Consider the following 16,618-nt stretch of genomic DNA (forward strand, 5'->3'; position numbering starts at 1 on the left):
CAAAGTGCCTAATGATACGCCAAAGATCAGGCGCCTCGCCGGGGGCCGTCCGGCGGGACTTGCAGCCAAAACGTCACGGGGCCGACGTTCGTGAGCGCCACGTCCATCTCCGCGCCGAATCGCCCTCGGGCCACGGGGACGCCCCGTGCCTCGACCTCGCGGGCCAGCAGGTCGAACAGCGCCGCCCCGATCGCCGGCTCCGCCGCCTTCGAGAACCCGGCCCGCGTGCCCTTGCGCGTGTCCGCGGCGAGCGTGAACTGCGGCACGAGCAGAATGCTCCCTCCGGCGGCCGCGACGCTCACGTTCATGCGGCCGCCGGCGTCCGGGAACACGCGGTATTCGACCAGCCGCGCCGCAAGTCGTTTCGCCTGGTTCTCGCCGTCTCCGCGCTCGACGCCGACGAGCACGAGAAGCCCCCGGCCGATGCTCGCGACGACATCGCCGCCCACGGTCACGCTCGCGTGGCTGACCCGCTGCAGCAGACCGATCACAGGGCCTCCGGCCGGCGAACGGCCGCGCGCCGGGAGTACCGGGCGGCCGGCGGCAGGGCCAGCCAATGGGGGTCCGCCAGCGGGCCGGAATCGCCTTCGGGCGGGATCGGCTCGCCAAATCCCACTTTGATCCTGAAATTCACCCGATTCTCCGTTCTACTCACCACTTAACGCGTTTTTGGAGCGAAGTGGCCTCCAAGCCCAAGTTTTAAGCACTGACTCAGGCGACTAGGTACTTGATGAAGGCGGAAGTTTGAGAGACGCCCCCTATGTGGGAAAGGGAGGTTGATTACAGAGACGTGGCAGTAAGTATGGCCTCGTTTTTGCTCAGCGAAAGCGATGCTACGCCGGATCACAGTTCCAGCACTTAGATTTTTGCATTTCGTGCAGAAGTTCCCATACTATCGCCGTTCCAGATCTGCTGGTGACAATGAGCACGAGCGAGAAGACTGGGCGGATAGACAGATGGCACGCCAAATCAAAGCGACCCCGATTCTACGGGGCAAGAGCGCCCGGCGCTCTGAAAAGCAGCTCAAAGAGAACGAACAGCGGAAGGTTTCTGCCGCTGAGTACCAGCGTGCGGCTAATACTTACACCCGAATCCGCATAAGAGGTGACAAGTAGCGCCTCCTTCGAGCTGCGCCGGCTCCAAGCCGAGGAAGTTCGCCCCAAATTTTCATGCGGGGATGATGACTTAGACGAGTTCTTCCCTAAGGACTCCATTGCACACGGCCTTCAGCTTCTCTGCGTCAGTTATGTCCTCGAAGTTGGCGGAGAAGTGGTCGCCTTTTTCAGCTTGCTGAACGACGCGATTCGAAAAGAGGATGTTCCAAGACGGTCAGAATTGCGCCGCTTCTTGAGGTTTGTCCCGCATCCGAAGCAGTACAGCAGCATGCCAGCCGTTAAGATCGGTCGGCTTGGGGTAGCGAAGAAGTGTCAGGGGAGAGGATATGGCCAGGACATGTACTTCGACCTTGGCCCTTTCGCACGGGCGGCGACAGAATCGGAGAAATCGGACCGTTGACCCCACTCCGAGGGCGATTCCTAGGATCAGTAGCGCCGTCGAACCCCACTCCCAAGGCGTTCCGCGTTAACGGCTCCCACTTTCGTGCATTTGCGAGCGATTCTCGATTGAGGGTCGCTAGCTGTCCCTAGCTGTCCTATCAAGGGGGTTCAGTAGGTACCTACTTGCCCCGAATCATCCTCGTCGCGGTAGGCCGATTCGTCGACGGCGGCTCCCGGCAGGCTCCCGCTCTGCCGACTTCCCCTCCGCAAAGGGTATCCAACCGAGGGGACGAGCGCGGCAGCTCCCGAATGCGCGGCCGGTACCGAGCGGACGTCGCTTCCGCTTCCGCTGCGTTGCGGGCGTGCCGAGGTCGGGGAGCACGTGCCCGGATGCGAAGTCGATGCGGCGGCGCGCGAACCGGGCCGTACGATTTCCGCGGAAGCCAACGGCGGCGTTGACACCGCTAGGCTTCGCCGCAATGATCTTCGCCGCGACGGCCCGGGGCCTCGATCGCGGCCGTAGCTTTCGCGCCATGACCGGTCGTCGTCGGTCTGTTAACATCGGTCGAGTGGGAAGGAACGCTGCGACTCGCCGATAAAGAGGGAACTGCATGACACGTGCCGCTGCTTTTCTCGGGTTGCTCGGATTGATCGCCGCCGCGCCTGCCGTCGCGCAGGAGTGCGAGCTGACGATCGAGGGCAACGATCAGATCATGTACAACAAGAAGGAGCTGCGGGTCAGCGCCGATTGTAAGATGGTGACCGTCACGCTGCGGCACGTAGGGATGCTGGCCGCGAACGTGATGGGTCACAACTGGGTTTTGACGAAGACGGAAGACTTCATGCCGGTCGCCCAGGCCGGCCAGGCAGCCGGGCCGCCCAACTTCGTCCCGGCGAACGACGAACGCGTGATCGCCGCCAGCGCGGTGGTCGGCGGCGGTGAGGAAGTGTCGGTCACGTTCGACCTCTCGCAGCTGGAGCCGGGGGGCGACTACACGTACTTCTGCACGTTTCCGGGGCACTTCGTGCTGATGAACGGCAAGTTCATCATCGAGTAGGTCGACTCGGGTCGGGTCAGGACAGGAAGTTCGCGAGGAGCGTTCTGAACAGGGAAGTTGGAAGTGGAGTAGAGCAGCAGAAGACATAGAGGGACCGGCACACCTTTTGTGCAACTCGGGCGATCGCGCAGCCGTTCGCCTACAAGACGCAAGGTGCATGGGGTATGGCTTTAGCCGTCGTAATCGTCCTGTTGGTCGTCGGATCCCTCATTTTCCATTTCGCGAGTCCCTGGTACTTCACCCCCCTTGCGTCGAACTGGAGCACCGTCGACTTCACCGTCGACGTCACGTTCTGGGTCTGCGGCATCGTCTTCGTCGCAGTCAACCTGTTCACCGCCTACTGTCTGATCCGCTACCGTCACCGGCGCGACCACAAGGCTCACTACGAGCCCGAGAGCAAGAAGCTCGAGGGCGGCCTCACGGCGTTCACGGCGCTCGGCGTCGCGGCCATGCTCACGCCGGGCCTCTTCGTCTGGGCCGACTTCGTCCGGGTTCCGGACGGCGCTCTGGTCGTCGAGGCGCTAGGCAAGCAGTGGCACTGGAGCTTCCGATTTCCGGGCGGGGACGGGGTGCTCGGGCGCACCGACGTGCGCCACATGAACGTCGACAACCCGTTCGGCATGGACCCCGAGGACCCGGCCGGGCAGGACGACATCCTCGTGGCCCGGCCGGAGCTTCACCTCCCGGTCGACCAGCCGATCCACATGCTGCTGAGGTCGGCGGACGTGCTGCACAACTTCACGGTGCCGCAGTTCCGCACGAAGATGGACCTCGTGCCCGGCATGGTGACCTACCAGTGGTTCACGCCCACGCGCGCCGGCAGCTACGAGCTGTTGTGCGAGGAGCTTTGCGGCCTCGCGCATTTCGCGATGCGCGGGCGGGTCGTCGTCGACGAGACGGCCGATTTCGACGCTTGGCTCGCCGAGCAGCCGACCTACGCGGAGGTTCTCGCGCTCCCGACCGGCGATCCCGCCGCGGGCACCGCGACGTACGCGGTCTGCAGCGCTTGCCATGGGCCGCAAGGCGAAGGCAATCAGCAACTGAACGCGCCGCGGATCGCCGGCATCGAGCCCTGGTACCTGACGCGCCAGATCCGGCATTTCCAGGAGGGCATCCGCGGCGCCGATCCGCGCGACATCTACGGTGCGCAGATGGCGCCGATGGCGCGCACGCTCGCGAGCGACCAGATGCTCGCCGACGTCGCGGCTTACGTCGCGTCGTTGCCCGACCCGGCGGCGGCTGACACAGTCATCGGCGATCCCGAGCGCGGCCGCGAGCTCTACGCGACGTGCGCCGGCTGCCATGGCGCGGACGGACAGGGAAACTGGAGCACGAACGCACCGCGGCTCGCGGGAATGAGCGACTGGTACCTGCTGCGGCAGCTCGAGAATTTTCAGCAGGGCATTCGCGGGTCGCATGCGAGCGACCTCTACGGCTTGCAGATGACGTTGCTGGTCAACACGCTCCGCGACCAGCAGTCGCTCCAGGACGTGGTCGCTTACATCAACACGTTGTGAACCGAAGCAGCGCAGCGCGCGAACTGACGAGACACCGGCCGCCGCCGGCAGACGGCGCGGCATGGGGGAGGATGCATTAGATGGCCTATGTCGCAATCGCCGATCGGGACCACCATCTCCACGACCCCGATACGTTCATCACGAAGTACATCTGGAGCCAGGACCACAAGGTCATCGCGATTCAATACGGAAGCGTCGCGATCGCCGCCGGCCTGATTGCTCTGGGACTGTCGCTGCTGATGCGGCTGCAGATCGGCTTTCCGGACACGTTTTCCTTCATCACGCCGTACAGCTATTACCAGTTCGTGACCATGCACGGAATGATCATGGTCATTTACCTGCTGACGGCGCTGTTCCTCGGAGGCTTCGGCAACTACCTGATTCCGTTGATGTGCGGCGCGCGCGACATGGTGTTCCCGTACATGAACATGCTGAGCTTCTGGGTGTATCTGCTGTCGGTTATCGTGCTCGTCGCGAGCTTCTTCGCACCGGGCGGCCCCACCGGCGCCGGTTGGACGCTGTACCCGCCGCAGGCGATCTCGGAGGGCACGCCGGGAGTCGACTGGGGCATCATTCTGATGCTCGCCTCGCTCGCGATCTTCATCGTCGCGTTCACGATGGGCGGGCTCAACTACGTCACTACCGTGCTCCAGGCGCGTTGTCGCGGCATGACGCTGATGCGGATGCCGCTCTCGGTGTGGGGCATTTTCGTCGCCACGATTCTCGGCCTGCTCGCCTTCCCGGCGCTCCTCGTCGCGGCCATCATGATGCTGCTCGACCGCCTGATCGGCACGAGCTTCTTCATGCCGGCGCTGCTCTCGATGGGTCAAGAGACCGGCAGAGAGGGCGGCAGCCCGATCCTCTTCCAGCACCTCTTCTGGTTCTTCGGCCATCCCGAGGTCTACATCGTCGCGCTGCCGGCGTTCGGGATCGTTTCCGATCTCCTGTCCACGCACGCAAGGAAGAACATCTTCGGCTATCGGATGATGGTGTGGGCCATCGTCGCGATCGGCGCGCTCTCGTTCGTCGTGTGGGCCCACCACATGTACGTGAGCGGCATGAATCCCTACTTCGGATTCTTCTTCGCGACGACGACGCTGATCATCGCGGTGCCGACGGCCATCAAGGTGTACAACTGGGTGCTGACGCTCTGGCGCGGCGACATCCACTTCAACCTGCCGATGCTTTGGGCCACCGGGTTCATCTTCACGTTCGTGCACGGCGGCCTCACGGGCCTCTTCCTCGGCAACGTCACGGTCGACTTGCCGCTGTCGGATACCTATTTCGTGATCGGGCACTTCCACATGGTCATGGGCGTGTCGCCGGTCATGGTGCTGTTCGGCGCCATCTACCACTGGTTCCCGAAGATCACGGGCAAGATGGCGAACGAGATGCTCGGCAAGATCCACTTCTGGATGACCTTCCTCGGCACGTATGCCATCTACCTGCCGATGCACTATCTCGGCATTCTCGGCATGCCGCGCCGCTACTACGCCTACGGCGACACGCAGGTGCTGCCGCCGTCGGGCGTGCTCGTGAACGAGAGCATCACGATCGCGGCGATCATCGTCGCCACGGCACAGATGATCTTCCTCATCAACGTCGTCTACAGCCTGAGGAAGGGCAAGCAGGCGGAGTCGAACCCGTGGCGGGCCACGACGCTCGAATGGCAGACGCCGGACACGCCGCCGCGCCACGGCAACTGGGGGCCGAAGCTGCCGGTGGTCTACCGCTGGGCGTACGATTACAGCGTGCCCGGCGCGAACCGTGACTTCATTCCGCAGAACGAGCCGCCGCGGGAGCGGACGGCGCACGCGACCTGAGGCATCGACCGGAGGCCCGAAGCCATGCTGAGCGCGCTCGTCATCGCAATGCTCACGGGAATCACCGTGTGGTGGTTCCTCGTGCAGCGCCTGAAGACGAAGCCGTGGATGGAGCAGGGGATTCTTTCGGGGAGCCAGGAAGGGCTCACGTCGTCGGCGCCGAAGGTCGGACTGTGGGTCTTCCTCGGCATGGTGTCGAGCCTGTTTCTCGTCTTCATCGGCGCATACATCATGCGCAAGGATCACGGCCACGGCGGCGGCATGCAGGAATGGGTTGCGGTGGACGATCCGAGCGTGCTGTGGCTCAACACGGCCGTGCTCGTGCTCGCCAGCGTCGCGATGCAGCGCGCACGCGGCGCGGCCGGCCGCGCGAACATTCCGGCCGCGCGCAGGAGCTTCCTCGCGGGCGGGGCGCTGACTCTCGTGTTCCTGGTCGGGCAGCTCTGGGCCTGGCAGATCCTCGCGTCCACCGAGCTCTACGGGCCCGAGACTCCGGCCTACGCCTTCTTCATCCTGCTGACGGCCGTGCACGGCCTGCACTTGCTCGGCGGCCTCGCGGTCCTCGCTCGAGCCGCGCACCGAATGCGGCTGCACGTCGATCCGTCCGACGTCGTCACTGCGGCGAAGCTCCGCACGAGCGTCGAGCTTTGCACGACGTACTGGCACTTCCTGCTCGTCGTATGGCTTGCGTTGTTCTGGCTGCTCCTCTCGACATGACGTTCGGCGCGGGACACCGGATCACGTCTTCCGGCCGCCTCGCAGCGGCAAGGCCGGCGTCTTTTGCGCGCCGACGGGGCTGCACGAGCGGCCGATTTCGATACCGATCACGGCACACAGCGAGGAAACACTAGCCATGGTGCACGAAGGGGTGAGCGCAGTCGCGGACACCGAATCCGCGGAAGGCTGGCAGAGCATCGTCTCGGACTGGGCGTCGGACAAGCAGACGTTCCAGGTGCCTTGGGGCAAGGCGATGATGTGGATCTTCCTGCTCAGCGACACGTTCATCTTTACGTGCTTCCTCACCTCTTACATGAACGTGCGCATCTCGACGCCCGTGCAATGGCCGAGCGCGAGCGAGGTGTTCCCACTCGCGATATTCGGCAACGAATACCCCCTCGGGCTGATCGCGATCATGACCTTCGTGCTCATCACGAGCAGCGGCACGATGGCGCTCGCGGTGAACTACGGCTATCGGCGCGACCGTGTGAGGACCACCGCGCTGATGCTGATCACGGCCGGATTCGGCGCGACCTTCGTCGCGATGCAGGCGTTCGAATGGACCAGCGCGATCCTGCACGAGGGCGTGCGTCCCTGGGGCAACCCGCTCGGCGCGGAGCAATTCGGCGCCTCGTTCTTCATGATCACCGGGTTTCACGGCCTGCACGTTTCGGCGGGGGTCGTCTATCTCGTGATCGTCGCGATGAGAGTGCTGCGCGGCCACTACGAGCGCGTCGGCGGCAACTACGAGATCGTGGAGATCGCCGGCCTCTACTGGCACTTCGTCGATCTCGTCTGGGTTTTCATTTTCGCATTGTTCTATCTTTGGTAAGGGGCACGGCAGATGGCAACGACCCATAAGGAGGAAACCCACGGGCAACAGCACCCTCTCAGCATCTATCTGTGGATCTGGGGGCTATTGTTCGTGTTCAGCACCGGCTCTTACCTCGCGGATTTTCTCGAGCACGGCTGGTTTCGCACGGCGCTGATCGTCATCTTCATGATCATCAAGGCCGGCTTCATCGTCGCGATCTTCATGCACATGGCCTGGGAGAGGCTCGCGCTGATCTTCGCGATCCTCGGTCCCCCGGTCGTGCTCCTCGTGCTGATCGGCCTGATGGCCGTGGAAGGCGACTACACGCTGCTCACCCGCATCGACTTCTTCTCGGCGCCTCCGCCGATCGAAGCCCCGGCCGAGGAGCACCATTGACGCGTCGCCCGACGGCGCGCGCAGTTCCGTTCAACGTGGAGCCCGGAGAGACACGATGCTGCTTTGGCTGATCGCCCTGGTCGTCATGCTGGTGCTGTGGGGGCTGGTGTGGCAACGCAACCCGAGAATGGCGTTCGGCATTCTCCTCGGGCTGCCGCTCGCCTGGATCGTCTCGCGTCTCACGGCGCCGTACTTCACGGGCCAGAAGCCGTTCCCGGTCTGGCTGCCCCCGACGCCGTTCGCGACGGTCGCCGTAACCCTGTTCGTGTTCGGCGCCGTCGTCTGGATCCGCGGGACGCGGGCCGAGCGGAAGAGCCGGCGCGACTGATGCGGCCGGGCCGAGCCGCCGCCGCTCAGGCGCGCGGGGTCAGCCGCTTCAAGAATACCTGCATCTCCTTCGCAGCCTGACGGTCGCCGCGACGCTCGGCGACCTCGATCCCGCGGCGATACGCCGCGATCGCCTCGCCCTCGCGGCCGGCCGCGCCGAGAATCTTGCCGAGCAGCTTCCACGCCGCCGAGTACTCCGGGTCCTTCTCGACGGCGGCCTCGGCGTGCGGCAATGCGCGCTCGAGGTCCCCGGCCTCCCAGTAGCGCGACGCGAGAGCGAGGCGAACCATCGCGCTATCCTTGCCGCTCGCGATCAGCGCTTCGAGATTCGACGTCATGTCCATCGGCGTTCCCGTCCTCAGACGAACGATACGCCGACCTCGAACAGACGTTCCACCTCGTCGATCTGACGCCGGTCGGCCATGAACAGGATCACGTGGTCGTCGGCCTCGATGACGGTGTCGCGATGCGCCATCATCACCCGGTCGCCGCGAACCACCGCGCTGATCGTCGCGCCACGCGGCAGCCTGATGTCCCCGATCGCGCGCCCGACGACGTTCGACTCGCGCGGGTTGCCGTGCGCCACGGCCTCGATCGCCTCTGCCGCGCCCCGGCGGAGCGAGTGCACCTTGACGACGTCGCCGCGGCGCACGTGCGCGAGCAGCGTGCCGAGCGTGATCTGCTGCGGCGAGATCGCGATGTCGATCGTGCCCGCTTCGACGAGCTCCGCGTAGGCGGGCTTGTTGATCAGCGCCATGACCTTGTGCGCGCCGAGCCGCTTCGCGAGCATCGCGGAAAGGATGTTGGCTTCCTCGGCGTTCGTGACGGAGACGAAGACGTCCGCGCTGTCGATGTTCTCCTCGAGGAGAAGCTCCTCGTCGGCCGCGTCGCCGTGCAGCACGATGGCCTTGTTCAGCTGCTCGGAGATCTCCCGGGCGCGATCCCATCCGCGCTCGATGACCTTCACGTTGTTGGTCGTCTCGAGCGCCTTCGCCAGGCGCAGGCCGATGTTGCCGCCGCCCGCGATCACGACGCGCCGTACCGGTTCGTCGAGCTTGCGCATCTCGCTCAGCAGCGTACGGATGTCCTTGCGGGCGGCGATGAAGAAGACCTCGTCGCCCTCTTCGACGACCGTGTCGCCGTCGGGGATGATGCCGCGGCCGCCGCGATAGATCGCCACCACCCGGCTCTCGACGTTCGGCACGTGCTGCGGCAGCTCGCGGAGCGGCCGGCCGACGAGGGCGCCGCCGCGGTGCGCGCGCGCCGCCACGAGCCGCACGCGGCCGTTCGCGAACTCGAGCACCTGAAGCGCGCCGGGGAAGTGGATCAGCTGCTCGATGTGCTCGGTGACGAGCGCCTCCGGGCTGATCCGAACATCGACGGGCAGGCAGTCCGTGGCGAAGAGCTCCGGATGGCGCATGTACTCGCCGGCCCGAATCCGCGCGATCTTCGTCGGCGTTCGAAACAGCGTGTACGCGATCTGACACGCGATCATGTTGATCTCGTCGCTGTCGGTGAGCGCGATGATCATGTCCGCGTCTTTCGCGCCGGCGCGCTCGAGCACCTCCGGGTACGCCGCGTTGCCGATGACGGTGCGAACGTCGAGCCGGTCCTGGAGCTCGCGCAGCACCTCGGGATTGCGGTCGACGATCGTGACCTCGTTCGCCTCCTCGCGCGCGAGGCTGTAAGCGGCGGTGGTGCCGACTTGGCCGGCGCCGAGGATCAGTATGTTCATGGGGATGGGCAGTCTACATCAGCTCGAGATTCGCATACGCGACGACGAGCCATTTCGTGCCGCTCTGCTCGAAGTTCACCTGCACGCGGGCGTGCGCCCCGCTGCCTTCCGAGTTCAGCACGACGCCTTCGCCGAATTTGCCGTGGCGGACGCGCTGCCCCAAACGGATCCCGGCCGGACCGCCGTCGCGGGCACCGGAGCGCTGGAAAACCGGCCTCGACACGGCCATCGTCGGCCGCACCTCCTCGAGAAGCTCGGGCGGGATCTCGCGAAGGAACCGTGAAGGCACGGAGTAGCTCTCGATGCCGTGCAGGCGCCGCTGCTCGGCATAGGTCAGGTAGAGGCGCCGCTTCGCCCGGGTCAGCCCCACGTAGCACAACCGCCGCTCCTCCTCGAGCCCGTCCGGATCGTTCAACGAGCGCTGATGCGGAAAAAGGCCGTCCTCCATTCCGCACATGAAGAGCCATTCGAACTCGAGCCCCTTCGCGGAGTGCATCGTCATCAGCTGCACGCTGTCCTCGAAGGGGCCCGCCTGAACGTCGCCGGACTCGAGCACGGCATAGGCGAGGAACTCGAGGAGCGGCGGCACGTCCGGGTCCTCGCCGACCAGCGCGTCTCGCGCGGCGTTCACGAGCTCCTCGAGGTTCTCCACTCGCGCCTCGCCGCCGCCATGGGGCTCCTTCCCGTAATGCGCGATCAGCCCGCTCGTCTCGACCACGTGCGCGACCTGCTCGTGCAAGGTCGAGCCGCGGGTGTCGCGGTCGAGCTCGTCGATCAAGCGGAGGAAGTCCCAAAGGGCGCGGCTCGAGCGCTTGGGCAGCACCTCTTCGGCAATGACGGACGCGGCCGCGCGCCACAAGCTCGTGCCGGCCGCGCGCGCCTCGGCGCGGACGGTGTCGAGCGTGCGGGCGCCGACGCCGCGCGGAGGCATGTTCACCACCCGCTCGAACGAAGCATCGTCGTCGCGGTTCGCGATCAGCCGAAGATAGGCGAGCGCATCCTTGATCTCGGCCCGCTCGAAGAAGCGCATGCCGCCGTAGACGCGGTACGGGATTCCGGCTGCGAGGAGCGCCTCCTCGAAAACCCGCGACTGCGCGTTCGAGCGGTAGAGCACGGCGAGATCCCGCCTCCTCTCGCCGGAGGCAACCGCGTCTTGAATGCGGCTCACGACGAATTCGGCCTCGTCACGCTCGTTGAACGCGGCGTAGAGCTTGATCGGGTCGCCGGAGCCGCCGTCGGTCCACAAGTTCTTGCCCAGGCGCCCGGCGTTGTTCGCGATGACCGCGTTTGCGGCGTTCAGGATCGTGGCCGTCGAGCGGTAGTTCTGCTCGAGCCGGACGAGGCGCGCGCCGGCGAAGTCCTTCTGGAAACGGTAGAGGTTCTCGACGCGGGCGCCGCGCCAACGGTAAATCGACTGATCGTCGTCGCCGACGACGAACGGAACTCCCGTGTCGCCCGCGAGCAGCTTCAGCCATCGATACTGAATCGCGTTCGTGTCCTGGAACTCGTCGACGAGCAGATGCTCGAAGCGGGCCCGGTACTGCGCGAGCAGATCCGGCCGGTCCCGCAGAAGCTCGAGCGTGCGCAGCAGCAGCTCGCCGAAGTCGACGACGGAGGCTTCCGTGCACAGTGCCTCGTAGCGGGCGTAGAGCGAAATCATGCGGCGCCTGCCGGCGTTGCCCTCGTCGCGGAGATCGGCCGCCCGTGCACCTTCGTCCTTCTGCGAGTTGATGAACCACTGCACGTCGCGGGGCGACCATTCGTGCTCGTCGAGGCCCATCGACTTGATCATCCGGCGGATCATGCGCAGCTGATCGTCGGAATCCATGATCTGAAACGTCTCCGGCAATCCGGCGTCGCGGGCGTGGATCCGGAGCAGCCGATGCGCAAGGCCGTGAAACGTGCCGATCCACAGGTTGCGGGTGGGGTAGCCGAGCAGGGCCTCAATGCGGCGCCGCATCTCGCTCGCCGCCTTGTTCGTGAAGGTGACGGCGAGGATGTGCTGCGGCGCACAGCCTTCGACCCGCACGAGCCACGCGACGCGGTGCACGAGCACGCGCGTCTTGCCGCTGCCGGCCCCGGCGAGCACGAGCGTCGGCTCGTTGCCGACCGTGACGGCCTCGCGCTGCGCCTCGTTCAGCGGATCGAGGATGTCGGTGATGTCCATGGCGAACGACGGGGCTCCCTGCCGTCGGCCTCACTCGGGCCAGATCACGGGAATGTAGTGATCGGCGAGGAGAAACGTGAAGAGCGCCATCAGGTAGGTGATCGAGTACCCGAACGTACGCATCGCCGTTCCCGGCTGCGGCGCGAACTTCAAGCGCAACGCATAGCCCAGGAAACCCGCTCCGAGCGCGAGCGCGCCGAGCAGGTAGAGCTTCCCGCTCATGCCGGTGAGATACGGCAGAACCGACACGACGATCAACAGGATCGTGTAGTAGATCACGAACGATTTCGTGAGCTCCTCGCCGTACGCGACCGGGAACATCGGGATCTCGGCCTTCTCGTAGTCGGCACGCCGAGCGATGGCGAGCGCCCAGAAGTGCGGCGGCGTCCACGTGAAGATGATCAGGAACAGCAGAAGCGCGTACCCGCTGACGTCGTTCGTCACCGCGGCCCACCCGAGCACCGGCGGAGCCGCGCCCGCGGCACCGCCGATGACGATGTTCTGCGGCGTGGCGCGCTTCAGATAGACGGTGTAGACGACGGCATAACCGATCAGCGACAGGAACGTGAGCGCCGCCGTCAATGCATTCACGAGCAGCGCGAGCATGCCGATGCCGGCCAGGCCGAGCGCGAGCGCGAACGCAAGCGCGTCGCGCTCGGTCACGCGCCCGGACGGCAGCGGGCGAAACCGCGTCCTCGCCATGGCCGCGTCGATCCGCTGATCGAGCACATGGTTCACGGCCGCGGCCGAGGCGGCGGCGAGCGCGATGCCGAGGCTCCCGAAGACGAGCACGTCCCACGGCACCATGCCCGGCGTGGCGAGAAACATGCCGACGATCGCCGTGAACACGAGCAGCTGCACCACGCCCGGCTTCGTCAGCGCGTAATAATCGCGCCAGCCGGCCCTCGGTGCCGCCTCAGCGTTCGTGAATCCTCTTGAGAGCATTGACCACCGTCAACAGCAGCACGGCCGCCCCGCCGTTGTGAGCCACCGCGACCGAAAGCGGAACGCCGAGCAGCACGATACTCGCGCCCAGCGTGAGTTGCACGGCCAGCGCCCCGAGCACCGCGGCGCCGGCGGCGCGGCCCTCCGGCCGGCGGACGAGCGCGACGCCGAGCGCGATCAGCAGCGTGGCCGCGCCGATCGCCCCGAGCCGGTGCGTGAAGTGCACGGCGACCCGTGCCGGGTGATCGAGGACGCCGCCCTCGTAATCGATGCCGATCCCGCGCCAGAGCACGAAGGCCTCGCGGAAATCGGCAAGCTGCGGCCACCATTGCGTCTGGCAGGTCGGGAAGTCGGGGCAGGCGAGTGCCGCGTAGTTCGCGCTCGTCCAGCCGCCCAACGCGATCTGCAGGATCAGGGCGCCGGCCGCGACCGCCGCGAGAGCCTTCAAACGCCCCGTCGCGGGGAGCGGCGCGGGGTGGCCGCGCGCGAGCCAGAACAGCAGCGACAGCGTCGCGAGCCCGCCGAGCAGGTGCCCGACGACGACGATCGGCTTCAGCAGCAGCGTCACCGTCCACATGCCGAGCAGGCCTTGAAAGACGACGAGGCCGACGAGCGCGAGCGGCACACCGCGCGGCTGCGCCGGGTCCTTTCGGTTCCGCCACGCGATGACGGCAAGCGCCACGCAGACGAGCCCCAGCGTGCTCGCGAGGTAGCGGTGGAACATTTCCCGCCAGGCCTTCGAGGCTTCTAGCGGACGGCCGAATTGCTGCTCGACGTCGGGATCCACGGCGAGCCCGTCGCCGACGACCACCAGGCGCCCGTAGCATCCGGGCCAGTCCGGGCACCCGAGCCCCGCGTCGGTCAGCCGCACCCAGGCGCCGACCGTGACGACCACGAGCGCGAGAGCCGCGCCGAACCGGGCGAGCCGCAGGAACAGCCGCTGCATCACCCTATCCTGGACACGTCGAGGAGCCGCTCGAGGTCATCGTAAAGGCCTTTCTGCCGGGCGTCCGGAGGATAACTCAACACGAGATTGCCGTGCGGATCCGCGACGTAGATCCGCCCTCGCTCGCCCGGCGGCTGCCCGATGTCCTGAAGCAGCTCCAAGAGGCGCGCACCCCCGCCGGCATCGAAGCTGCCGACGGCAACGGCCTTCGCCGCGCCCGGATCGGCCCCCGGGCCGACGTAGACGAGCCGGACGCGGCTCTGGTCGCGCCCGAGCGCGGCATGGACCTGGCGCAGCCGGACGAGGTCGGCGCCGCACCGCTCGTCGCACGGCGACGTGCGCGCGTAAATCAGCGACCACAGCGGCCGTGCCCACAGATTCTCGACGGCTTCCCCGCTCGCCTCCCGGCCCGCGAGCGGCGGGAGCGGCACCACCGGATCGAGCAGCAGCCGCTCCTCGTTCGCGAGACGGGGCAGCGCCCGCGGCGCACCGTAGTAGTAGAGAACGTACGCGGCCACGACCGGCCCGAAGCAGAGCAGCGCGACGAGCAGCAGCTCGATTTTGAAACGTGGTCTCATCGATGTCTCCGTCGCAGCCCGCGCCACCCGACGGCGCATGCGGCGCCGGCCGCGATCGCGGCGAACAGCCACCATTGCACCGCGTAGCCGATGTGCCTGGCCGGGCTCATCACGCGAACCGTCCATACGCGCTCGAAGCCGTCCGGCGCGGACGGATCGAGCAGCAGCTGATAGTCGAGCAGCGGCCGTCCGAGCGCCTGCTCGAGATCGGCCATCGTCGGGTAGCTGACGACGGCCACGGAAGCCCCCGCCGGCGGCGGCGCCGGATCCCCGAGCCGCAGGCCCGGCGCCGGAAGCGAGTCGACGAGGCCCTCGACCTGCCGCTCGGCCGACGGGACCCGAACCTCCGGCAGCACGCTCCGGTCGGGATCGGCCTCGACCCAGCCGCGGTTCACGATCAGCCAGCGCCCGCCCCCGGCCGGCGAGAACGGCGTCAGCACGTAGTAGCCCGCGACCCCGTCGCGCACCACATTGTCGACCAGAAACTGCCGCTCGGGCACGTAGCGGCCGCGCACCTCGAGGCGGCGGTATCGGATCTCGTCCACCGGCACATCCGGCGGCGCGTCGAGCGCGGGCAGCCGCGCGGCGGCCGCGAAGCGCTCCGCGGTGGACCGGCTCGCCTCCGCGCGCTCGATCTGCCAAAAGCCGAGCGCGACGCACGCGGCCGCCACGGCGGCGAGCAGCACGACCGCGACCACCGGGCGACGACGCGAGCTTCGATCGGTCGGGGTCACGTTTAGAATGGTACGCTCCGGAGTCGCCTAGCCCGGGAGCCGCCTGTTGGACCTCATCCTCATCGCCATGTTCGTCGCTGTCCTCACGAGCCTCGCGGTCGCGCTCGTCTTTCTCGTGCGCCCCGGGCGGCGATCGAGCAACGTCGTCAACGCGCTGACGGTCCGCGTCGGCCTTTCCGTGCTGCTGTTCGTCCTGTTGATGATCGCCTGGTACACGGGGCTCATCGAGCCCCATGGCCTGCAGCCCGCCGCCCCGCCTCCGCACCCGTAGGCGGCCCGATTCGACACGCCGAGGCCGGGCGCGACGAGCGCATTGCCGGCGCGGAAGCTCGCCGAGCGCGAATCGCCGATCCCGAGCCGTTCGAGGCCCGCAACCCGAAGCGCCAACGGGCGCGCCCGAGGCCGCCAAAGGACCTCGAAGCGCTGCCGCACGACCGAGCGCCGGGCGACCCGGCAGGCCGGGCGCCGTGCTCGACGGTCAGAGCCAGTAGACGAAGATGAACAGCCCGAGCCAGACCACGTCGACGAAGTGCCAATACCAGGCCACTCCCTCGAACGCGAAATGCCGATCCGGCGTGAAATGCCCGCGCAGCACGCGCAGCCAGATGATCGTCAACATGATCGAGCCGACCAGCACGTGGAAGCCGTGGAAGCCGGTGAGCATGAAGAACGTCGACCCGTAGATGCCGGCGGTGTCGAGCTGGAGGTTCAGCTCGGTGTACGCGTGCACGTACTCCTTGGCCTGCAGGCCGAGGAACAGGAAGCCGAGCAGGAACGTCGCCGCGAGCCACACGGCCGTGCCGAGCCGCTTGTTCGCGCGCAGCATGTGGTGCGCGACGGTCAAGGTCACACCGCTCGTCAGCAGGATCGCCGTGTTCAGCGCCGGGACGCCCCACGCCGGGATCGTCTCGAACTCCGCGGGCCCGGCCGGGCCCGCGGACGGCCACGCGTTCTCGAACCCTTCCCAAAGCAGCAGATTCGTGTAGAAGTTGTTGCCCTCGCCGGCGAGCCACGGCACCGCCAGCTGGCGCGCATAGAACAGGGCGCCGAAAAAGGCGCCGAAGAACACGACCTCGGAGAATATGAACCAGCTCATCCCCCAGCGGAACGAGCGGTCGACCTGGTCGTTGTAAAGACCCTTCTCGCTCTCGCCGATCACGGTGCCGAACCAGCCGACGAGCATGACCGTCAGCACGGCGGCACCGAACACGGCCACCCAAGTGCCGGCGCCGAGCCCGTTGAGCCAGAGACTGAAGCCGAACGCGAGGGAGAACAGGCCGATCGAGCCGAGGATCGGCCAACGAGTCCCATGCGGGACGTAGTAGTGGGAGTCGGGATGAGTCACGGCGCTCATGTCGATTCGGA

Annotated in this window: 18 protein-coding genes; 8 read left to right on the forward strand and 10 right to left on the reverse strand. The window is 66.6% G+C overall.

Annotated features, from left to right (window positions below):
* Window positions 1-26 precede the first annotated feature (26 nt).
* On the reverse strand, window positions 27-491 hold the full coding sequence (dtd, locus tag VF329_09160) for a D-aminoacyl-tRNA deacylase (GenBank protein ID HEX7081169.1): 465 nt from the start codon (window positions 489-491) through the stop codon (window positions 27-29).
* Window positions 488-634 (reverse strand): hypothetical protein, encoded by a 147-nt coding sequence (locus VF329_09165; GenBank protein HEX7081170.1) that lies wholly within the window; start codon window positions 632-634, stop codon window positions 488-490. The genes dtd and VF329_09165 overlap by 4 nt, the downstream gene beginning before the upstream one ends.
* 1,473 nt (window positions 635-2,107) lie before the next feature.
* Here VF329_09165 and azu point away from each other — a divergent pair.
* From azu to VF329_09200, 7 genes are all read left to right on the forward strand, one after another.
* Window positions 2,108-2,554, forward strand: coding sequence for an azurin (azu, locus tag VF329_09170; GenBank protein HEX7081171.1), 447 nt, complete (start codon window positions 2,108-2,110; stop codon window positions 2,552-2,554).
* 164 nt (window positions 2,555-2,718) lie between these two features.
* The gene (locus tag VF329_09175) at window positions 2,719-4,071 is read left to right on the forward strand and encodes a c-type cytochrome (protein ID HEX7081172.1); all 1,353 of its coding nucleotides are present in this window, start codon (window positions 2,719-2,721) and stop codon (window positions 4,069-4,071) included.
* An 80-nt stretch (window positions 4,072-4,151) separates the two neighbouring features.
* Window positions 4,152-5,894 carry a cbb3-type cytochrome c oxidase subunit I gene (locus VF329_09180; GenBank protein ID HEX7081173.1) on the forward strand — a complete coding sequence of 581 codons (1,743 nt, stop codon included), beginning with the start codon at window positions 4,152-4,154 and terminating at the stop codon, window positions 5,892-5,894.
* A 24-nt stretch (window positions 5,895-5,918) separates the two neighbouring features.
* Complete coding sequence (locus VF329_09185; GenBank protein ID HEX7081174.1) at window positions 5,919-6,611, forward strand: cytochrome c oxidase subunit 3; 693 nt, start codon at window positions 5,919-5,921, stop codon at window positions 6,609-6,611.
* Between the two features lie 136 nt (window positions 6,612-6,747).
* Window positions 6,748-7,443 carry a heme-copper oxidase subunit III family protein gene (locus VF329_09190; protein ID HEX7081175.1) on the forward strand — a complete coding sequence of 232 codons (696 nt, stop codon included), beginning with the start codon at window positions 6,748-6,750 and terminating at the stop codon, window positions 7,441-7,443.
* 12 nt (window positions 7,444-7,455) lie between these two features.
* Window positions 7,456-7,821 carry a cytochrome C oxidase subunit IV family protein gene (locus VF329_09195; protein ID HEX7081176.1) on the forward strand — a complete coding sequence of 122 codons (366 nt, stop codon included), beginning with the start codon at window positions 7,456-7,458 and terminating at the stop codon, window positions 7,819-7,821.
* Between the two features lie 55 nt (window positions 7,822-7,876).
* A complete protein-coding gene (locus VF329_09200) occupies window positions 7,877-8,149 on the forward strand; it encodes a hypothetical protein (GenBank protein ID HEX7081177.1) in 273 nt (90 codons plus the stop codon).
* A 25-nt stretch (window positions 8,150-8,174) separates the two neighbouring features.
* Here the strand turns inward: VF329_09200 and VF329_09205 are convergent, their stop codons facing one another.
* The 7 genes from VF329_09205 to VF329_09235 are packed head-to-tail and all read right to left on the reverse strand — an operon-like array spanning window position 8,175 to window position 15,253.
* A complete protein-coding gene (locus VF329_09205) occupies window positions 8,175-8,492 on the reverse strand; it encodes a bacterial transcriptional activator domain-containing protein (protein ID HEX7081178.1) in 318 nt (105 codons plus the stop codon).
* A 14-nt stretch (window positions 8,493-8,506) separates the two neighbouring features.
* A complete protein-coding gene (gene trkA, locus VF329_09210; protein HEX7081179.1) occupies window positions 8,507-9,883 on the reverse strand; it encodes a Trk system potassium transporter TrkA in 1,377 nt (458 codons plus the stop codon).
* Window positions 9,884-9,896: 13 nt separating this feature from the next.
* Complete coding sequence (gene uvrD / locus VF329_09215) at window positions 9,897-12,050, reverse strand: DNA helicase II (GenBank protein HEX7081180.1); 2,154 nt, start codon at window positions 12,048-12,050, stop codon at window positions 9,897-9,899.
* A gap of 30 nt (window positions 12,051-12,080) precedes the next feature.
* Window positions 12,081-12,995, reverse strand: a complete 915-nt coding sequence (gene cyoE, locus VF329_09220) for a heme o synthase (GenBank protein HEX7081181.1) — start codon at window positions 12,993-12,995, stop codon at window positions 12,081-12,083.
* Window positions 12,967-13,941 (reverse strand): COX15/CtaA family protein, encoded by a 975-nt coding sequence (locus tag VF329_09225; protein HEX7081182.1) that lies wholly within the window; start codon window positions 13,939-13,941, stop codon window positions 12,967-12,969. Before VF329_09225 ends, cyoE begins: the two co-directional genes overlap by 29 nt.
* Complete coding sequence (locus tag VF329_09230; GenBank protein ID HEX7081183.1) at window positions 13,941-14,519, reverse strand: hypothetical protein; 579 nt, start codon at window positions 14,517-14,519, stop codon at window positions 13,941-13,943. Before VF329_09230 ends, VF329_09225 begins: the two co-directional genes overlap by 1 nt.
* On the reverse strand, window positions 14,516-15,253 hold the full coding sequence (locus VF329_09235) for an SURF1 family protein (GenBank protein HEX7081184.1): 738 nt from the start codon (window positions 15,251-15,253) through the stop codon (window positions 14,516-14,518). Before VF329_09235 ends, VF329_09230 begins: the two co-directional genes overlap by 4 nt.
* Before the next feature lie 46 nt (window positions 15,254-15,299).
* Here VF329_09235 and VF329_09240 point away from each other — a divergent pair, with 46 nt between their 5' ends.
* Window positions 15,300-15,524 (forward strand): twin transmembrane helix small protein, encoded by a 225-nt coding sequence (locus tag VF329_09240; GenBank protein HEX7081185.1) that lies wholly within the window; start codon window positions 15,300-15,302, stop codon window positions 15,522-15,524.
* A gap of 207 nt (window positions 15,525-15,731) precedes the next feature.
* On the opposite strand, the gene VF329_09245 is transcribed toward VF329_09240, so the two are convergent.
* A complete protein-coding gene (locus tag VF329_09245; protein ID HEX7081186.1) occupies window positions 15,732-16,607 on the reverse strand; it encodes a cytochrome c oxidase subunit 3 in 876 nt (291 codons plus the stop codon).
* Window positions 16,608-16,618: the final 11 nt, after the last annotated feature.

It is taken from the genome of Gammaproteobacteria bacterium (assembly GCA_036381015.1).
Taxonomy (GTDB): domain Bacteria; phylum Pseudomonadota; class Gammaproteobacteria; order Steroidobacterales; family Rariloculaceae; genus ZC4RG20.